Below are 19,477 nucleotides of genomic sequence, written 5' to 3' on the forward strand. Positions count from 1 at the left end.
GTACGGCGACGGCCCGGACTCCACACGGAATCCGGGCCGTCCCCTTTCTCATCCGGCCGCGTCCGTCACGCCGCGACCGGAACCTCCGGCCGCGCACCGTTGGTCGCCGGTGCGAGCGCCAGTTCCAGCACCTGGCGGACGTCGGTGACGGCGTGGACGTCGAGCTTGTCCAGCACCTGGGCCGGGACGTCGTCCAGGTCGGGCTCGTTGCGCTTGGGGATGATCACCGTGGTGATCCCCGCCCGGTGCGCGGCGAGCAGCTTCTGCTTGACCCCGCCGATCGGCAGCACCCGCCCGGTCAGCGAGACCTCGCCGGTCATCGCCACGTCGGTGCGCACCAGCCGGCCGGACAGCAGCGAGGCGAGGGCCGTGGTCATGGTGACGCCCGCGCTCGGGCCGTCCTTGGGTACCGCGCCCGCCGGGAAGTGGATGTGCGCTCCCCGGTCCTTGAGGTCGCCCACCGGCAGCTCCAGCTCGGCGCCGTGACTGCGCAGGAAGCTCAGCGCGATCTGCGCCGACTCCTTCATCACGTCGCCCAGCTGACCGGTCAGGGTCAGCCCGGCCGCGCCCGTCTCCGGGTCGGCCAGCGACGCCTCGACGTACAGGACGTCGCCGCCCGCACCGGTGACCGCGAGGCCGGTGGCCACGCCGGGCACCGCGGTGCGCCGCTCGGCCGGGTCCTGGGCGGACTCGGGCACGTGGTGCGGCCGCCCGATCAGGCCGCGCAGGTCGGCGTCGGTGACGGTGAACGGCAGCTCCCGCTCGCCCAGCTCGTGCTGGGCCGCCACCTTGCGCAGCAGCCGCGCGATGGACCGCTCCAGGGTGCGCACGCCCGCCTCGCGGGTGTACTCGCCGGCCAGCTTGCGCAGCGCGCCCTCGTCGACGGTGACCTCGTCGGTGTCGAGTCCGGCCCGCTCCAGCTGGCGCGGGAGCAGGTGGTCACGGGCGATGACGACCTTCTCGTCCTCGGTGTAGCCGTCGAGGCGGACCAGCTCCATGCGGTCGAGCAGGGCCTCCGGGATGGCCTCCAGGACGTTGGCGGTGGCGAGGAAGACCACGTCGGACAGGTCCAGCTCGACCTCCAGGTAGTGGTCCCGGAAGGTGTGGTTCTGGGCCGGGTCCAGGACCTCCAGCAGGGCCGCGGCCGGGTCGCCCCGGAAGTCGGAGCCCACCTTGTCGATCTCGTCGAGCAGGACGACCGGGTTCATGGACCCCGCCTCCTTGATCGCCCGCACGATCCGGCCGGGCAGCGCGCCGACGTACGTACGCCGGTGGCCGCGGATCTCGGCCTCGTCGCGGACGCCGCCGAGGGCGACGCGGACGAACTTGCGGCCCATCGCGTGGGCGACGGACTCGCCGAGCGAGGTCTTGCCGACGCCGGGCGGGCCCACCAGGGCCAGTACGGCGCCGCCGCGCCGGCCGCCGACCACGCCGAGGCCCCGGTCGCCGCGCCGCTTGCGCACGGCCAGGTACTCGGTGATGCGCTCCTTCACGTCCTCCAGGCCCGCGTGCTCGGCGTCGAGCACGGACTGGGCGCCGCGGATGTCGTAGGCGTCCTCGGTGCGCTCGTTCCAGGGCATCTCCAGGACCGTGTCGAGCCAGGTGCGGATCCAGGAGCCCTCGGGCGACTGGTCGGAGGACCGCTCCAGCTTGTCGACCTCCTTGAGCGCGGCCTCGCGGACCTTCTCGGGCAGGTCGGCGGCCTCCACGCGGGCGCGGTAGTCGTCGGATTCCTCCCCGTCCTGCTCGCCGTTGATCTCGCGCAGCTCCTTGCGGACGGCTTCGAGCTGGCGGCGCAGCAGGAACTCCCGCTGCTGCTTGTCGACGCCCTCCTGGACGTCCTTGGCGATGGTCTCGGCGACGTCCTGCTCGGCGAGGTGGTCGCGCAGTTGCTGGGTGGCGAGCTTGAGCCGGGCGACCGGGTCGGTGGTCTCCAGCAGCTCGACCTTCTGCTCGGTGCTGAGGAAGGGCGAGTAGCCGGAGTTGTCGGCGAGCGCGGACACGTCGTCGATGGCCTGGACGCGGTCGACGACCTGCCAGGCGCCGCGCTTGCGCAGCCAGGCGGTGGCGAGTGCCTTGTACTCCTTCACCAGCTCGGCCACCTGGCCGGGCAGCGGATCGGGGACGGTCTCGTCGACCCGGGTGCCCTCGACCCAGAGCGCGGCGCCGGGGCCGGTGGTGCCGGCGCCGATGCGCACCCGGCCCCGGCCGCGGATCAGGGCGCCGGGGTCGCCGTCGGCCAGACGGCCGACCTGCTCGACCGTGCCGAGGACGCCGGTGGCGGCGTGGGTGCCGTCGATGCGCGGGACGAGGAGGACACGGGGCTTGCCGGGTTCGGACCTCGCGGCGGCCTGAGCGGCCTCCACCGCGGCCCGTACCTCGGCGTCGCTCAGGTCCAGGGGGACGACCATTCCGGGCAGGACCACTTCGTCGTCGAGCGGCAGCACGGGCAGGGTGAGCGGTGTGAAGGCGGCGGACTCAGCAGCCATGATCTCCCCTTCGGCAGTCAAGTTGAGTTACATCGACTCAATGAAAGGGAGCCCGGGATTGTTCCCCACGGGGTGTTCGCTCTCAGCGATCAAGGCTCCGGGCCCCTGCCCGCCGGGCACCTGTCGGGTCAGCACCCTCCGACCGCCCGGCATTCCGCCGCCCGGCGAGTGCCAGGATGGGCCGATGCCCCTCACTACCCACGACTTCCCCGAGGCCCCCGAGGTGCTGGACCGGCGCGACGGTCCGTACGGCGAGGTGGTCCTGCGCCGGCACGGGACGCTGTTGCAGATCATCGCGAACGGCTGCTTCCTGATGGACACCTCCGACGGACGTTCGGAGCGGCGCCTGATCGACGCGGCGGCCGACGCGCTGGCCGCCGGCGGCGGGCGGACCGGGCCGCATCTGCTGGTCGGCGGACTGGGCGTCGGCTTCTCCCTGGTCCACGCGGCCGCCGATCCCCGCTGGGGCCGGATCGCGGTCGTCGAACGCGAGGGCGCCATCATCGACTGGCACCGCACCGGACCGCTGGCCGCGCTCACCGCCGACGCGCTGTCCGATCCCCGCACCGAGATCGTCGAGGCGGACCTGGTCGAGTACGTCAATGAGACATCCGACACGTATGACGCCCTGTGCCTGGACATCGACAACGGCCCCGGCTGGACCGTCACCGAGGGCAACGACGGGCTGTACGCGCCGTCCGGACTGGCGGGCTGCGCACGGCTGTTGAGGCCCGGCGGGGTGCTCGCCGTATGGTCCGCGCAGCCCTCTCCGGAATTCGAAGAAACCTTGCGTAATGCCGGTTTCCAACAGGTGCGTACCGAAGAGATCCCCGTTGCCCGGGGCGTTCCGGACGTCGTGCACATCGGCGTCGGGCCTGGATAGCAAAGGCGCGGTGACTCCCCGTACGCTGCTGCCCTGACGCGGATCATTCAAGCGTCAAGCGCAGTCATGGGATCACCCCACGGATTCCGGAAAGCACACCTCAGGGGCGGGCGATGGAGCAGACACAGACCTCCCACAACGGCACGGCCACCCAGGGCGCCCAGCGCCGGGTCCTGGTGGTCGAGGACGATCAGACGATCGTGGACGCCATCGCGACCCGCCTGCGCGCCGAGGGGTTCCTGGTGCAGACGGCGGGCGACGGTCCGTCCGCCGTCGACACGGCCGAGGCGTGGCAGCCCGACCTGCTGATCCTCGACATCATGCTGCCCGGCTTCGACGGCCTGGAGGTCTGCCGCCGCGTGCAGGCCCAGCGGCCGGTGCCGGTGCTGATGCTCACCGCGCGCGACGACGAGACGGACATGCTGGTCGGCCTCGGCGTGGGCGCCGACGACTACATGACCAAGCCGTTCTCGATGCGCGAGCTGGCCGCCCGCGTGCACGTGCTGCTGCGGCGGGTGGAGCGGGCCGTGGTGGCCGCCTCCACCCCGCGCAGCGGCATCCTGCGCCTGGGCGAGCTGGAGATCGACCACGCGCAGCGCCGGGTGCGGGTGCGCAGCGAGGACGTCCACCTCACGCCGACCGAGTTCGACCTGCTGGTCTGCCTGGCGAACACGCCCCGCGCGGTGCTCTCCCGCGAGCAGCTGCTCGCCGAGGTGTGGGACTGGGCGGACGCCTCCGGCACCCGGACCGTGGACAGCCACATCAAGGCGCTGCGCCGGAAGATCGGCGCCGAGCGCATCCGCACCGTGCACGGCGTGGGCTACGCGTTGGAGACGCCGACGCCATGAGCCGGGGACGGGAAGCCGCACGGAGGAGCCCCGACCCCCGGAGAACCGGGGATCCCTGGGGTGGCGTACGCCCGTTCTCGATCAAGACCAAGCTGGGCGCGCTGGTCGTCACGTCGGTGCTGATCACCACCGGCCTGTCGGTGATAGCGGTCCACACCAAGACCGAGCTGCGCTTCATCACGGTGTTCTCAATGATCGCCACGCTGCTGATCACGCAGTTCGTGGCGCACTCGCTGACCGCGCCGCTGGACGAGATGAACGCGGTCGCCCGGTCCATCTCGCACGGCGACTACACCCGGCGGGTGAGTGAGAACCGCCGCGACGAGCTGGGCGCCCTGGCCGTCACCATCAACCGCATGGCCGACGACCTGGAGGCCCAGGACCTCCAGCGCAAGGAGCTGGTGGCGAACGTCTCGCACGAGCTGCGCACCCCGATCGCGGGCCTGCGCGCGGTGCTGGAGAACATCGTCGACGGGGTCACCGAGGCCGACCCGGAGACCATGCGCACGGCGCTCGGGCAGACCGAGCGGCTCGGCCGGCTGGTGGAGACGCTCCTCGACCTCTCCCGTCTGGACAACGGCGTCATACCGCTGCGCAAGCGGCGCTTCGAGGTGTGGCCGTACCTCGCGGGCGTGCTGAAGGAGGCCAACATGGTGGCGTCGGCACGCGCGGGCATCGCCTCCGGCTCCGGCAGCCACACCCGCACCGACGTCCATCTGGCCCTCGACGTCTCCCCCGACGACCTGACCGCCCACGCGGACCCCGAGCGCATCCACCAGGTGGTCGCCAACCTCATCGACAACGCCGTCAAGCACAGCCCGCCGCACGGCCGGGTGACGGTCCGGGCGCGACCCGGGGAAGAGCCCGAGTCGCTGGAGCTGGAGGTGCTCGACGAGGGACCGGGCATCCCGCGCTCGGAGTGGCGCCGGGTGTTCGAGCGGTTCAACCGGGGTTCGGTGTCGCGGCCGCACGGTCCGGGCAGCGACGGAGGCACCGGTCTGGGGCTCGCGATCGCGCGCTGGGCGGTGGATCTGCACGGCGGCCGGATCGGAGTGGCCGAATCCGAGCGGGGCTGCCGGATTCTCATCACTCTTCCGGGCCTGCCGTCGCGATCCGGTTGACGTAGGGTTCGAAGCGGAGCATCAAGATCCACGGCATCCGCGCTGGCGGACACGTGTGATCAGGCGCAGGCCCGCGTTTTCGAGGCGCCGGGCCTCGGTCTCCCGATCCCTCACGCAGCGGAACCTCGCTTGTTTCCCGCCATTTCCAGCGCCGAAACGCAGTCTGCGATGTGACTTACGCGACGATGAACGGGCCCGGTCTGACCTTCGGGGTCGTCAAGGCGTAGCCTTGATTCCCGCTGTCCACCATCTTGTGAAGCGGAAGAGGGCGGTTCTCGCCGTGTCGCCACAGTCCCCCAGTAACTCGAGCATCTCGACCGACACCGACCAAGCGGGCACCGCGGGAAAGAACCCCGCGGCCGCGTTCGGTGCCAATGAGTGGCTCGTCGACGAGATCTATCAGCAGTACCTCCAGGACCCGAACTCCGTGGACCGAGCCTGGTGGGACTTCTTCGCCGACTACAAGCCCGGAGCGGCGGCCCAGCCGGCCTCCGGCGCGGTGACCACGGACTCCGGCAGCACGCCGCAGGCCGCGCCCGCCCCGCAGGCGCAGGCCGCCGCCCCCGCCCAGCCGAAGGCGGCCGCCCCGGCGCCCGCGAAGCCGGCCGCGCAGCCCGCCGCTCCGGCGGCGAAGCCCGCCGCCGCCCCGGCCAAGCCCGCCGCCAAGCCGCAGGCGAAGGCCGCCGCGCCCGCCAAGGACGCCGCTGCCGCCCCCGAGGGCCCCGAGCTGGTGACCCTGCGCGGCCCGGCCGCCGCGGTCGCGAAGAACATGAACGCCTCGCTGGAGCTGCCCACGGCCACGTCCGTGCGCGCGGTCCCGGTGAAGCTGCTGTTCGACAACCGCATCGTCATCAACAACCACCTCAAGCGCGCCCGGGGCGGGAAGATCTCCTTCACGCACCTGATCGGCTACGCGATGGTGCAGGCCATCAAGGCCATGCCGTCGATGAACCACTCGTTCGGCGAGAAGGACGGCAAGCCGACCCTGGTCAAGCCGGCCCACATCAACCTCGGCCTCGCCATCGACCTGGTCAAGCCCAACGGCGACCGCCAGCTGGTCGTCGCGGCGATCAAGAAGGCCGAGACGCTGAACTTCTTCGAGTTCTGGCAGGCCTACGAGGACATCGTCCGTCGCGCCCGCGACAACAAGCTGACGATGGACGACTTCACCGGCGTCACGGTCTCCCTGACCAACCCCGGCGGTCTCGGCACCGTCCACTCCGTGCCGCGCCTGATGCCCGGCCAGTCGGTCATCCTGGGCGTCGGCTCCATGGACTACCCGGCGGAGTTCCAGGGCACGAGCCAGGACACCCTGAACAAGCTCGGCATCTCGAAGGTCATGACGCTCACGTCGACCTACGACCACCGGGTCATCCAGGGCGCCGCCTCCGGCGAGTTCCTGCGCCAGGTCGCCAACCTGCTGCTCGGCGAGAACGGCTTCTACGACGAGATCTTCAAGGCGCTGCGCATCCCCTACGAGCCGGTCCGCTGGCTCAAGGACATCGACGCCTCGCACGACGACGACGTCACCAAGGCCGCCCGCGTCTTCGAGCTGATCCACTCCTACCGGGTCCGCGGCCACGTCATGGCCGACACCGACCCGCTGGAGTACCAGCAGCGCAAGCACCCCGACCTGGACATCACCGAGCACGGGCTCACCCTGTGGGACCTGGAGCGCGAGTTCGCGGTCGGCGGCTTCGCCGGCAAGTCCCTGATGAAGCTGCGCGACATCCTCGGCGTGCTGCGCGACTCGTACTGCCGCACCACCGGCGTCGAGTTCATGCACATCCAGGACCCGAAGCAGCGCAAGTGGATCCAGGACCGCATCGAGCGCTCGCACACCAAGCCCGAGCGCGAGGAGCAGCTGCGCATCCTGCGCCGCCTGAACGCCGCCGAGGCGTTCGAGACGTTCCTGCAGACCAAGTACGTCGGCCAGAAGCGGTTCTCCCTGGAGGGCGGCGAGTCCGTCATCCCGCTGCTCGACGCGGTCATCGACTCGGCGGCCGAGTCCCGCCTGGACGAGGTCGTCATCGGCATGGCCCACCGCGGCCGGCTGAACGTCCTGGCCAACGTGGTCGGCAAGTCGTACGCGCAGATCTTCCGCGAGTTCGAGGGCAATCTCGACCCGAAGTCGATGCACGGCTCCGGCGACGTGAAGTACCACCTGGGCGCCGAGGGCACCTTCACCGGTCTGGACGGCGAGCAGATCAAGGTCTCGCTGGTCGCCAACCCCTCGCACCTGGAGGCGGTGGACCCGGTCCTGGAGGGCGTCTCGCGCGCCAAGCAGGACATCATCAACAAGGGCGGCACGGACTTCACCGTCCTGCCGGTGGCGATCCACGGCGACGCGGCCTTCGCGGGCCAGGGCGTGGTGGCCGAGACCCTGAACATGTCGCAGCTGCGCGGCTACCGCACCGGCGGCACGGTCCACGTCGTCATCAACAACCAGGTCGGCTTCACCGCCGCCCCGGAGTCCTCCCGCTCGTCCATGTACGCCACCGACGTGGCCCGCATGATCGAGGCCCCGATCTTCCACGTGAACGGCGACGACCCCGAGGCCGTCGTCCGCGTTGCCCGGCTGGCCTTCGAGTTCCGCCAGGCGTTCAACAAGGACGTGGTGATCGACCTCATCTGCTACCGCCGCCGCGGTCACAACGAGTCGGACAACCCGGCCTTCACCCAGCCGCTGATGTACGACCTGATCGACAAGAAGCGCTCGGTGCGCAAGCTCTACACCGAGTCCCTCATCGGTCGCGGCGACATCACCCTGGAAGAGGCCGAGCAGGCGCTCCAGGACTACCAGGGCCAGCTGGAGAAGGTCTTCACCGAGGTCCGCGAGGCCGTCTCGCAGCCGACCGCCGCGGAGCCCTCCGACCCGCAGGCCGAGTTCCCGGTCGCCGTGAACACCGCGGTCAGCGCCGAGACCGTCAAGCGGATCGCCGAGTCCCAGGTCAACATCCCCGACCACGTCACCATCCACCCGCGCCTGCTGCCGCAGCTGCAGCGCCGTGCGGCGATGGTCGAGGACGGCACGATCGACTGGGGCATGGGCGAGACCCTCGCCGTCGGCTCCCTCCTGCTGGAGGGCGTGCCGGTCCGGCTGACCGGCCAGGACTCGCAGCGCGGCACCTTCGGCCAGCGCCACGCGGTCGTCATCGACCGTGAGACGGGCGACGAGTTCACCCCGCTGCTGTACCTGTCCGAGGACCAGGCCCGGTACAACGTCTACAACTCCCTGCTCTCCGAGTACGCGGTGATGGGCTTCGAGTACGGCTACTCGCTGGCCCGCCCGGACGCGCTGGTGATGTGGGAGGCGCAGTTCGGCGACTTCGTCAACGGCGCGCAGACGGTCGTGGACGAGTTCATCTCGTCGGCCGAGCAGAAGTGGAACCAGACCTCCGGCGTCACCCTCCTGCTCCCGCACGGCTACGAGGGCCAGGGCCCGGACCACTCCTCGGCCCGCCCCGAGCGGTTCCTGCAGCTGTGCGCGCAGAACAACATGACGGTCGCGATGCCGACCCTGCCGTCGAACTACTTCCACCTCCTGCGGTGGCAGGTGCACAACCCGCACCACAAGCCGCTGGTGGTCTTCACCCCGAAGTCGATGCTGCGCCTGAAGGCGGCGGCCTCGAAGGCGGAGGAGTTCACGACGGGCCAGTTCCGCCCGGTCATCGGCGACGACTCGGTCGACCCGGCCGCCGTCAAGAAGGTCGTCTTCACCGCCGGCAAGGTCTACTACGACCTGGACGCCGAGCGGAAGAAGCGCGGCCTGACGGACACGGCGATCATCCGCATCGAGCGCCTGTACCCGCTGCCGGGTGCCGAGCTCCAGGCGGAGATCGCCAAGTACCCGAACGCCGAGAAGTACCTGTGGGCCCAGGAGGAGCCGGCGAACCAGGGTGCCTGGCCGTTCATCGCGCTCAACCTGATCGACCACCTGGACCTGGCGGTCGGCGCCGACGTCCCGCACGGCGAGCGCCTGCGCCGCATCTCGCGCCCGCACAGCTCGTCCCCGGCCGTCGGTTCCGCCAAGCGGCACCAGGCCGAGCAGGAGCAGCTGGTCCGCGAGGTGTTCGAGGCGTGAGCCTCTGACACCGCCCACGGCCGCAACGCCGAAGGGCCCGGCCCCGGAACTCTCCGGGGCCGGGCCCTTCGGCGTTGCGGCGCGGTCCGGCCGCGTGACCGGGACCCGGCCGTCAGGTGATCTGAGGTTCGAAGTCCCAGTACGGGCGATTGCGGGAGCGGGCCGAGAGGGTGTGCGTGTGCTTGGTCCCCAGTGTCGCGTCCAGGTCGGACAGTGCCTCCTGCTCGACCTTCTCCGCCTGCCTCCGGTCCCGCAGGCCGCGCAGGTCCGCCGCGTACGCGATACGGGTGGACAGCGTGAGCGGGTGGGTGCGACCGAGCGACTCGATGGCCCGCGCCACCGAGTCCCGGCTGAGTTCGGCGGCGCCCTCGGTGTCGCCCACCAGGTTCCGCAGCGCGGAGGCGTTCAGGGCGCAGCCGAGCGTCCAGGGGTGGCTCTCGCCGACGGCCTGCGTCATCTCGGCCAGCGCCTGCTCCGCGAGGACGTGCCCGTGCTCGCGTTCGCCGACGTTGCGCAGGACCAGGGCCTGGTTGGCGCGGGACCCGGCGATGAACGGGTGCCCCTCGGCGAGCATCATCTCGTAGCGTGCGACGACGGCCTCGCTGACCTCGCGCGCCTGGTCGATGTCGCCGTGCTCGCGGGCGTAACAGCTCTGGCCCGTCGCGAAGATCAGCGTGAGCGGGTGGGCCTCGCCGAGGACGCGCTCACCGCGCTCCAGGACGCTCGCGAGCATCGGGCCCGGCTCCTCACCACGAGGGGCCTGCTCGCCGGTGCGGTACCGGCACAGCGCGAGGTTGTACTCGGCCTTGAGGGTCTGCGGATTGTCCTGACCCATCACCAGGCGGTTCTCACGGACGTTCTTCACCTGGATGGACTCCGCCTCGGAGTAGCGGCCCAACAGGCGCAGGTCCACCGCGTAGTTGATCTCCGAGCTGAGCGCCCACGGGTGGCGGGCGCGCAGGAGTTGCCGGCGCGCTTCCATGGTGCGCCGGTCCGTTTCCAGCGTTTCCTCGTAGCGGCCCAGCAGGCGCAGCGAGGTGGCCAGGTTGTTCTGCGCGTTCAGGGTCCTGGAGTCCTGGTCGCCGAGGAGTTCGCGGTAGGCCGCCAGGACCCATTGGGAGAGTTCCAGGGCCTCGTCGTAGCGGGCCAGGCCGCGCAGGTCGCCGCCCAGGCCCGCGGCGGCGCGCAGGTGGTCCAGGTCCTGCGGCCCGCGTTCCTCCCGGAGGTGCTCGACCGCGTCGCGGCTGAGGGACTCGGTGCGGGCGTAGTCGCCCATGGCGCGCAGCAGGTTGGTGTAGTGGTAGGTCAGCTCCCAGATGCGCGCGTGGGTCGGGCCGAGGAGGCGGCGCCAGGCGGTGAGGGCGCGCTCGCCCAGTTTGATGCCGGCCCGGTACTCGCCGGAGAAGTACATGTAGCGCAGGCAGTTCAGGACCAGGCGCTGGACCTTCGCGTCCTTGCTCTTGAGGACGTCCGCGTACTTGAGGTGCGGCACGATCTCCGCGTAACCGGGCCACAGCCGGGTCTCGGTCGGCCGGCCCGGGTCGGCCGCGGCGAGGGCCCGCCGTACGACGTCGATGAACTCGCCGCGGTCGGCGTCCGGCATGTCCTTGTGCACGATCTGGTGGACCATGCGGTGCAGGTAGAGCGACTCCCCGGCGGAGACCGGCTCGTCGAGGGAGGCCTCGTGGGACTCCAGCCGGACCACCGAGTAGGTGCGCAGCTGGTTGATCGCCTTGTTCCACAGCAGCGGGTCGTTGAGCAGTCCGGCGAGTTGCTCGGGCAGCTCGTCGACGGGCATCTCCTTCAGCAGGCGTACGGGGATGAATCCCGGCGCGAAGAAGGTGCACAGGCGCAGGAGGTCGACGGACTCCGGGACGGTCTCCCGGAGCTTGTTCAGCAGTATCGACCAGGCGGTCTGGAAGGCCAGCGGGAAGTCCGCCGACACCTTGACCACATCGCTGTCGATACCGCCCTCCAGCAGGGCGATGTACTGGTCGACCGACAGGTCGGAGTCGTTGAGCCAGCCGGCCGTCTGGTCGAGCAGCAGCGGCAGGTCGCCCAGCGCCTCCGCCAGCTGGTCGGCCTCGGCCTCGGACAGGCGGGGCGCGCGGCGGCGGATGAACGCGACCGACTCGTCGCGGGGATAGACGCGGACTTCGAGCAGCTTGCTGTTGTGCTCGCTCCACTCGGGGTTGCGCGAGGTGACGATGACATGTCCGGGGCCGGTCGGCAGCAGGTCCCAGATCTGCTCCGGCTCGTCCGCCCCGTCGAGGATGAGCAGCCACCGCGAGTACGGCTCCCCGCGGCGGAGCGCGTCGCGCACGGCACGCAGCCGCTCGCCGTACTCCTGACCGGTCCGCAGGCCCAGTTTGGGTGCCAGCTCGGCCAGTTGCCGCCGGTAGGTGACGCGCTTCTCCGCGTTCACCCACCACACCACGTCGTACTCCGAGCCGAACCGGTGCGCGTACTCGGCGGCGAACTGGGTCTTGCCCACCCCCGACATGCCGTGCAGGGTCAGCACTCCGGCGCCGGGCTCGGCGCTCTGGAGGAGGTGGTAGGCCTCGTTGAACAGCGGCTCGCGGCCGGTGAAGCGGGTGTTGCGCCGTGGCACCACGCCCCACACGTCCGGCATCGCGGCCGGGAACCGCGGCCCGCGGCGGGAATCCGCCGCGCCCTCGGCGGGCGCGTCGGGCGACAGGTCGAGCCGGTCGAGCAGGCGGCGCTCCGCCTCCTCGGCGCCCATGTTGGTCAGGGCGACCGGTGCCAGGACGGCCGCGGCGGCCGGGACCGCCGCCGTGGTGACCGACACGGCGGCGAAGCGGGACGGGTCCGGGGCGACGATCTCGCGCAGGGCCGCGTTCCACTCCTCGTGGGTGCGCGGTCCGAGCTGGAAGTACCACTCGCTGACGATGATGAGGACCCGGCCCTCGGCGAGCGTCAGGTCGCGCAGCAGGTCCACCAGCGGGACGTCGGCCGGGGAGTCCCAGCGCAGCGGCACCACCCGTACGCCACGCCGCTCCAGCCGGTCCCCGATCCAGGCCGCCCAGGCCCGGTTGAAGCCTGCGAAGTGGATCGTGACCGTCTGCCTGGCGGTCCCCCTCTCGGCCGTCTCGACCGGCTTGCGAGCTCCAGACATGCAGTGGCCTCCAGCACGTAGTACCGCAAAATCCTAGGACTCCGGAGCGTCGCGCGTAAGTCCGCCGACCGACGGCAACACCCCCTGTACGGACGATCTTTCCGTACCCGGGCCGCGGTGTGTGGGCATTCATCCGTTAGAGGGCGGGAGCGCGGACGCGTGGCGTTGGGCCCACAGTGCGCGCGCGGAGGCCACGTACGCCTGTGCGCGTGCGACGTGGCCCCGGGGCGCGGGATGTTCGGCCATCCGTTCGTGGGTGGCGGCCATTTCGTCGACGAACCGGCGCCCTCGCACCGTGAGGTCGGGCGAGCCGACGAGGGCGGGCAGGGCGGCCCCGACCTGGGCGCGGTAGCGCGCGTGCTGGGCCCAGGCCCAGTCCCGGTCCGGCAGCCCGCCGACGAGTGCCCGGCGCTGGTAGAACGCGGCCATCGCGAGGTGGGAGTACGTGCCCTGCAGCAGGCCGTCGTAGGGCCGGGGGTCGGTGCGCCAGGGAGCGAAGTACCGTGCCGCGGGACCGGCCCGGTGCAGTGTCACCAGGTCGCTGAGGGCGGCGAGTTTCGCGTGCTGCAGTTCATGGACGAGGGTGGCGGCGAGGGTCACGGCGTCGGGCGGGGTACTGCTGAGGAGGCCGCCGAACGCCTCGCGGCGGGTGGCGCTGCAACTGCCGCGGCCGGTGCCGACGTCGGGCGGCGTCTCCAGCGGGACGAGGCAGCGCAGCAGCGCACCGGCCTCGGCGAGGCGTTGAGCGCCGCCCGAGCGGAGCGCGAGGGCCGTGCCGGACCAGGCCTGGAGCCACCTCTTGCGCTCCGCGTCGTCGAGGGCGAGCGGGGTGCGCAGATTGCCGTGGCCGGGGCCGTCGGGCAGCTCGCGGTACGGGTCGAGGTCGTCGAGCGGCAGGGGCGGGGCGGTCCGGGTGAGGCCGGGGAGGGCGTGCGCGGGCGTCCAGGCGAGGGCGCCGGACCAGGCGCCGACGCCGCTCTCCAGGCGGACGGTCACGTCGGGGGCGTCGGCCTGGCGCATGACCAGTCGGCCCTCGGCGCAGGTGACGTCGACGGGTACGTCCCCGGACCGTGCCGTGTGCAGCGCGCCGAGCGACGGGAGGGCGAGGACTCCGGCGCGGGCCGTGAGCCGGGTGCGGAAGGGGATGCCCGCCCCGGCCGCGACGACCGCTGCGATCGCGCTGAAGTGCGCGAGGTCGCGCCGCAGCCGCCGCGCCCGCTCCCCGTCCGCCGGCCCGGGAGCGGCGTCGAGTCCACGCAGACAGGAACGCGCCCAAGGGCCGGTGAGGGGATGGAACAGGCGGGCACGCGCCGGGTTCGTGTACCGCGCGTCGCCACCGGCCGGGGCCGCACCGGCTCCCGTCCGGTGGCGACGCGCACCCGGCGGGGTTTCGTCTGCGGCCCGGGTGCTCCGCCCGCCGGGCGGGGCGTCGGCCACGGCGCTCGTACCCCGCGCACCGGGCGGGGCGTCGCGGTCGTTGCGCGTTGCCGCGCGGCCGGGCCGGTGCTCCGAGGTCGGCGCACCCGGCGCCGGCAGTCGGTCCGCCTCGGTCAGCAGCGCCCAGTCCTCGCGCAGTCTCGCCTTCTGCGCGGCGGTGCAGACGGACGGCCCGGCCGCCTCGGCCGCGTCGAGCACGGCTCGCAGCAGCAACAACCGCCGCGTGTCCTGGTCCCGTACGAGGAGGGTCAGGGTGTCGGGTCCGCCTTCGGTCCGGGCGAGTTCGAGCAGGGCCCGCTCGGGAACCACCGGAAACATCACGAAGCACCCCCTCCGGTCGAGACCGTCCCGGCCCGGGCCGAACCACGCGCGGCCGACCGTGCGCGAGCCTCACCGCCCGAACCGCGACCGCCCGAACCGCGACCTGCCGACGCCGGAGCGGCAGTCGCCGCACTCGCGGCACTCCCCGCACTCGCGGCCTCGGCGACTCGTGAGGACACGTGGCGGATGAAGCGCTGGAGGTCCGCGCAGTACACCGACGGGTTCCTGAAGCCGTGCCCGGCGCGGTAGCGGTGCGCGTAGTGCCCGCCTCCGCAGACCCGCAGCAGCGGGCAGGCCCGGCACTGCTGCGCGAGCGACGCGGGGCCGGCCTGCCGGGCGGCCACGCCCGGGTGCCGCAGCGCGTCGTCGAAGGTGTGGCGGAACACGTCGAGGCCGGTCCGCGCGGCGCCGGGATAGGCCGACTTGAGCGAGTCGACCTGCTCGATCGACCCGTCGGTCTCCACCACGACCGCGTCGAACGGCGCGAGCCCCAGCGCCTCGGTGGCCGCGGGCAGCCCGAGCAGAAGCGCCACGCACTCCTCGAAGAGCCGTACCCGGACCTCGCGCCGTCCGGCGGCCCACCAGCGGTCGAAGACGGCGCACAGCCAGTCGCCGTACCGTACGCCGGTTCGGCCGGGCGGCGGCGCGGACCAGTTGCCGTGCGGCAGCAGCAGGTCCAGCGCGGGCGGGCGCAGGCCGAGCAGCGACTCGTACGTCTCGACCGGGTCCAGCGTCGGGTCGACGACGGTCAGCACACCCGCGTACGCCTCCGGGAAGCGCTCGGCGGCCAGGCGGGCCCCGCGTGCCGCGGCGGGCCAGGACGGGCGGCCCGCGTGGTCCACCCGCCGTCGGTTGTGGGCGGCGGTGCCTCCGTCGAGGCTGATGCCGACGCGGACGCCGGCGTCGGCCAGTACGGCGAGGCGTTCCTCGGTGAGCAGGGTGGCGTTGGTCTGCACGGTGGCGTGGACCTGACAGCCTGGCGGGACCAGTTCCCGCACCCGCCCGGCGAACGCGGCGAGCGGTCCGGCCCCCGCGAGCAGCGGTTCGCCTCCGTGCAGCACCAGGGCCAGGTCGCGCAGCGCGTGCCGGGCGGCGTGCTCGGCGATGCGGGTGGCGGTGCGGTCCAGGACGGCGGCGGAGGCGGCGGCGGGACGGTCTCGCCAGCCGCTGTCGGGGCCTTCGTAGAGGTAGCAGTAGGTGCACGCCAGGTTGCAGCGGCCGTGCATCTTGACGATGAACTGGCGGAAGGGAAAGGGACCTTCGGGACCGGTCCGCGGGCCGGGAACGGCGGGAGCCGGATCGGTCATGGCTTGTTCCGACACTCCAGCACCCCCCATGCCGTAACGGTCCGGCCGGTGCCGCCGTGAGTCGGCGCCACGGCCGCGTGCCGCACGGAGCCGCATTCCCGGCGCGGCGGGTGCCCGAAACTCGACGCCGTGGAAGTTGTCCTATTCACATGTCTTCAGGCACCAAGATGACCGCGGCCGCCGGGCCGAACGAAGCAGACGGATCACGGGGAAGCAGAGGGAAGCAGAGGGAATCAGAAGGAGTTGTCGAAGCCCCACAGCATCTCGCTCGGCTCCGCGGCGCGCGCCCTCAGTTCCCCCAGCACCTCGCGCAGCACCGGATGCTCGATGGTGCCCAGCTGTGCCAGGTCCAGTTCCAGCAGGTCCGGCAGTGGCTCCCCCGTCGGCTGCCCGGCGCCCGTGAGCGCCCGCTCCGTCCCGGCCTCGTCCTGTGTGTCCATCCCCGTTCCTTCCTCCGCCATGCAGCTGCGCTGCCCCTTCGGACCAGGTCTGCGGCGCCCGCGTCCGGCTTGCCGGCGTCCGCCCTCACTCCAGGTCGGCGAGCCGCTGCGCCGTCTGCCGTGCGGTCGGATCCCCCGTGGCCAGCCGGTCGTCCGGCAGCCGGTCCCACTGCGCCCGCGCCGCCGCGTAGGCGTCCCGGGCCGCGCGGGGCCGGCCGGCCGCCTCGAAGGACATACCCCGCCAGTGGTGCGCCTGCGCGGCCAGCTCCACGGCTTCTTGGCGCCGCCGCTCGGTTTCGGCCTCCTCCTCGGCCCGGCGGGACGACTCGGCGGCCGCCCGGAAGGCGTCGACCGCCACGTCCAGGCGTGCGGCGCGGCCGAGGCTCTGGAACGCCTCGAACTGGGCCTGCCCCAGCTCCAGTCGGCAGCGCGCCGCCAGCAGCGGGTCCTCCGCGTCGGCCGCGGCGAGCCCGAAGAGATGCTCCGCCTCCCTGAGGTCGACCCGGTCGCCGCGCGCCTGGTACCGGAGCATGAGCGCCTGTCCGAGGAGCAGCAGCCGGTGGGCGACGCGCGGGCTGCCCGCCGGGGTCTCCATCCGGCAGTCCCGCAACACCCGTATCGCGCGGGACAGCCGGTCCTGGCGCCGGTGGGCCGGCTCCAGCGTGGCCAGCCGGAGCAGTACGCTCCCCCACTCGGCGAGCACGTCGGCGTGCGCGGGCGCGTCCCGTGACATCCAGTGCGCCGCCTGCGCGAAACGGTCGGCGGCCCCGTGCAGTTCGGGCGGCTCCCCCGACTCGGCGTAGCGTGCGAGGGCCACCCGCCCGGCGCGGACCAGCAGCGCCGCGCGCTGCGCCTGCTCGCGTACGCGGCCGAGGGCCTCGTCGGTCCGGGCCTGGGCCTCGTCCAGCGGGCCGCCCGCCGACAGCAGCGCGTCGACCAGGTCGATCAGCACCCGGACCCGGTCGCGGACGGACTCGGCGGTGTCCTGCTCCGGGCCGGAGTCCAGCCCCCGGCGCAGCGACCGCGCCGACTGCTCCGCGTACAGCCGGGCCTGGACCTGGTCCGCCGTCACCTGCGACAGACGCAGCAGGGCGCGGCCGTGGGCCAACAGCAGCTCGGCGGGGCGCTCGCTCCGGTCGGGCCAGGCGTCGGCGAACGCCTCCAGCATGCCGACGGCACTCTGCAGGAGCGCGCTGTCGCCGCCCAGGCGCCACTGCGTCTCCAGGGAGGCGACCCGTTCCAGGGTGAGCCGCAGCGCCTCCTCCTCGTCCAGGCCGGGCGCCGCGCACGCGACCGCGTACTCCCGGTCGGCGCGGCGCAGCAGGTCGAGCGCGCCGGACCGGTCTCCGCGCCGTCGCGCGTCGGTGGCGGCGGCGTGCAGCACGCGCGCGAGGACGGCGCGTTCGCGCAGGGCGTGCGGGGGCGCGGCGGCCCGTTCGGCGGCCCGGGTGGCCTCCCGCAGCAGCGCGGCACCGCCCTGCACCTCCCACAGCCGCAGGGTGCAGCGTGCGTACTCGCCCCACAGCTCGGGGTCGGCGCCGGCCGGCCGTTCCTGCTCGGTGGCGCCGCGCAGCAGCTGCACGGCGTCGATGACGTCCTGGACCATGCCCTCGGCGTCGAACCGGGCGAGCAGGGCACGCGCCCGGACGACCGCGTGGTGCGTGGGCCGCTCCGCGCTGATCGCCACGTTGGTCCGGCCGTCGTACGTCGCGAACTGCTCGGGCAACGGCATGAACCGCTCCAGGATCCGGGCCGCGACCTCCGCGAAGGGCTGCGGCACCGGGGCGGCCCCGCCGTCGCCGCCGTTGTCGCCCGCGTACGTGGGTTCGGCGCCGGAGGCGTGCGGGTGCGGGCGTCCGGGGCCGTCGTCGCCGAGCTGAGCGAGCGCGAGCGCCGGGAAGTTGGGTCCGCCCTTGCCGAAGTGCTGCTCGATGTACTCCGAGCAGTGCTTGAGGACCAGCATGGCCTCGTCCCGGCCGAGCCGGGAGAGCAGGGCCTCGCGCACCTCGGGGTCGATGTCGTACCACTGGGAGCCGTCCTCGCCGTGGTCCGCGCGGGCCCGGGTGACCAGGCCGCCGACCAGCACCTCGGCGAGTTCGGACGGGCCGGACCCCGGCAGCATCGTCCGCTGGACCAGCTGCATCACGGGGAGGCAGAGCGGGGTCGCCGCGAGATAGACGGCCAGGCGCGCGGCGGCCGGAGACGCTCCGGCGCTGAACCTGCTGACCCGTTCCAACGGCGTGCGGCGGCGGTCCGGGCGGGCCGCAGGTGCGGCCGGCTGGTCGGCACGCACCCAGCCCACGGCGCCCGGGACCGGGCCGGCACCGGACAGCAGACGCGCCCAGGACCCGAGGGCCACCGGCTCCGGCGGCAGTACGGGGACGGCCAGCGCGCCCCGGCGGGCCTCGGCGGAGGTGCCGGACGCGGTGCGCACCCGCAGCACGGCGCCGCCGCCCAGCGTGTCCCCGCGCGACAGGCCGCCGAAGGTGACGGGCAGCCGGGTGCGGTTCCACATCCGCTGCGGCAGTGGCTGGAGTACGGCGACGGGGCCCTGCCGGGAGAGGTGGTGGAGCAGCCGGTGGGCGTGGCCGCTGTGCCACAGCGGGCCCGCGCAGTCGCTGACCAGGACGACGATCCGGCGTCCGGTCGGATCGCTGAGCCGGTCGGCGGCGTGCAGCGGCGCACCGTGCGGGTCGGCACTGCGGCTGACGGCCGGTCCCCCGTCCGGCCCCTGGTGCAGGTGGCTGACCTGGACGTCCGAGAAGGCTCCCAGCCGGCTGAAGATCTGGGCGAGTTCGGCGAACAGCCGGCCCCACACGCGCATCGAGGAGGAGGCGTCCAGCACCAGTTGCAGTCGGGCGTCGCGGCGGGACAGGTACCGGCGGACGGGCAGGATCAGTCCGCCGGCCCGGGCGCTAACCTCCGCGGTCGCGACCTCGTCCAGTTCGGACCGCAGCGGTGTGGCCGGGCTCCGGTAGCCCTGCAAGGGGCGCAGGGCGCGCTGGAGTTCGAGCGGCGCGGGCAGCACCGGCGCGGCGGGCACGCCCACCGGCAGTGCGCGGGCCCGGCCGGCTCCGTGCACCCCGGATCCTTGGCCGGAGGGCAGCGGGTAGAGGGCCACCCGCCGGGCGGCCGGAGCCTCGGGCTGTTCGGGCACGGGCACCCGGGTCGCGCCCGGTGGGAGCGGGACGGGCCTGACGGGCGGCCCGACCACCGGGGGCGCGAGCAGGGGGCCCGGGTCGGGCGGAGCGTCCGCGGCGTCGGCGGACCGGGTCCACCGGGCCAGCCAGAGCGCGTCGCAGAGCTGCTCGGCGTCGGGATCCATGCCGATCTCCCGCAGCCGCAGGACGAGTCGGGCGAGCGGGTCGTCGGCGGGGTGCGCTCCCCCGGGGCCCGCCTCCGCGGGCACGG

The 19,477-nt window shown here is 73.0% G+C and carries 10 protein-coding genes; 4 read left to right on the forward strand and 6 right to left on the reverse strand.

Translation table 11 applies throughout. From position 1 onward, the window contains the following. Positions 1–65: 65 nt before the first annotated feature. Positions 66–2,489: an endopeptidase La gene (gene lon / locus D1J63_RS11960; RefSeq protein WP_125628881.1), complete on the reverse strand. Its 2,424-nt coding sequence runs from the start codon at positions 2,487–2,489 to the stop codon at positions 66–68. Between the two features lie 184 nt (positions 2,490–2,673). On the opposite strand from lon, the gene D1J63_RS11965 reads away from it, so the two are divergent. The 4 genes from D1J63_RS11965 to D1J63_RS11980 all read left to right on the forward strand — a co-directional run bounded on the left by D1J63_RS11965 (position 2,674) and on the right by D1J63_RS11980 (position 9,425). Further along, complete coding sequence (locus D1J63_RS11965; RefSeq protein ID WP_125628882.1) at positions 2,674–3,372, forward strand: spermidine synthase; 699 nt, start codon at positions 2,674–2,676, stop codon at positions 3,370–3,372. Positions 3,373–3,485: 113 nt separating this feature from the next. After that, positions 3,486–4,220, forward strand: a complete 735-nt coding sequence (locus tag D1J63_RS11970) for a response regulator transcription factor (protein ID WP_003973686.1) — start codon at positions 3,486–3,488, stop codon at positions 4,218–4,220. Then, on the forward strand, positions 4,217–5,341 hold the full coding sequence (locus tag D1J63_RS11975) for an ATP-binding protein (RefSeq protein WP_125628883.1): 1,125 nt from the start codon (positions 4,217–4,219) through the stop codon (positions 5,339–5,341). Before D1J63_RS11970 ends, D1J63_RS11975 begins: the two co-directional genes overlap by 4 nt. A gap of 280 nt (positions 5,342–5,621) precedes the next feature. Next, complete coding sequence (locus tag D1J63_RS11980) at positions 5,622–9,425, forward strand: multifunctional oxoglutarate decarboxylase/oxoglutarate dehydrogenase thiamine pyrophosphate-binding subunit/dihydrolipoyllysine-residue succinyltransferase subunit (RefSeq protein ID WP_125628884.1); 3,804 nt, start codon at positions 5,622–5,624, stop codon at positions 9,423–9,425. Between the two features lie 112 nt (positions 9,426–9,537). On the opposite strand, the gene fxsT is transcribed toward D1J63_RS11980, so the two are convergent. From fxsT to D1J63_RS12005, 5 genes are all read right to left on the reverse strand, one after another. Further along, positions 9,538–12,561 carry an FxSxx-COOH system tetratricopeptide repeat protein gene (gene fxsT / locus D1J63_RS11985; protein ID WP_125628885.1) on the reverse strand — a complete coding sequence of 1,008 codons (3,024 nt, stop codon included), beginning with the start codon at positions 12,559–12,561 and terminating at the stop codon, positions 9,538–9,540. A gap of 129 nt (positions 12,562–12,690) precedes the next feature. After that, entirely contained in the window at positions 12,691–14,316 is a 1,626-nt protein-coding gene (locus D1J63_RS11990; protein ID WP_125635408.1) for an HEXXH motif-containing putative peptide modification protein, read from the reverse strand. Beyond that, on the reverse strand, positions 14,316–15,626 hold the full coding sequence (locus D1J63_RS11995; protein ID WP_232249167.1) for an FxsB family cyclophane-forming radical SAM/SPASM peptide maturase: 1,311 nt from the start codon (positions 15,624–15,626) through the stop codon (positions 14,316–14,318). Before D1J63_RS11995 ends, D1J63_RS11990 begins: the two co-directional genes overlap by 1 nt. Before the next feature lie 233 nt (positions 15,627–15,859). Next, a complete protein-coding gene (gene fxsA / locus D1J63_RS12000) occupies positions 15,860–16,066 on the reverse strand; it encodes an FxSxx-COOH cyclophane-containing RiPP peptide (RefSeq protein WP_125628886.1) in 207 nt (68 codons plus the stop codon). Positions 16,067–16,151: 85 nt separating this feature from the next. Beyond that, positions 16,152–19,391: an SAV_2336 N-terminal domain-related protein gene (locus D1J63_RS12005; RefSeq protein ID WP_125635410.1), complete on the reverse strand. Its 3,240-nt coding sequence runs from the start codon at positions 19,389–19,391 to the stop codon at positions 16,152–16,154. Positions 19,392–19,477 lie beyond the last annotated feature (86 nt).

Origin of the sequence: Streptomyces sp. KPB2, from assembly GCF_003950055.1 — a bacterium.
In the GTDB taxonomy this organism is placed as follows: domain Bacteria; phylum Actinomycetota; class Actinomycetes; order Streptomycetales; family Streptomycetaceae; genus Streptomyces; species Streptomyces salinarius.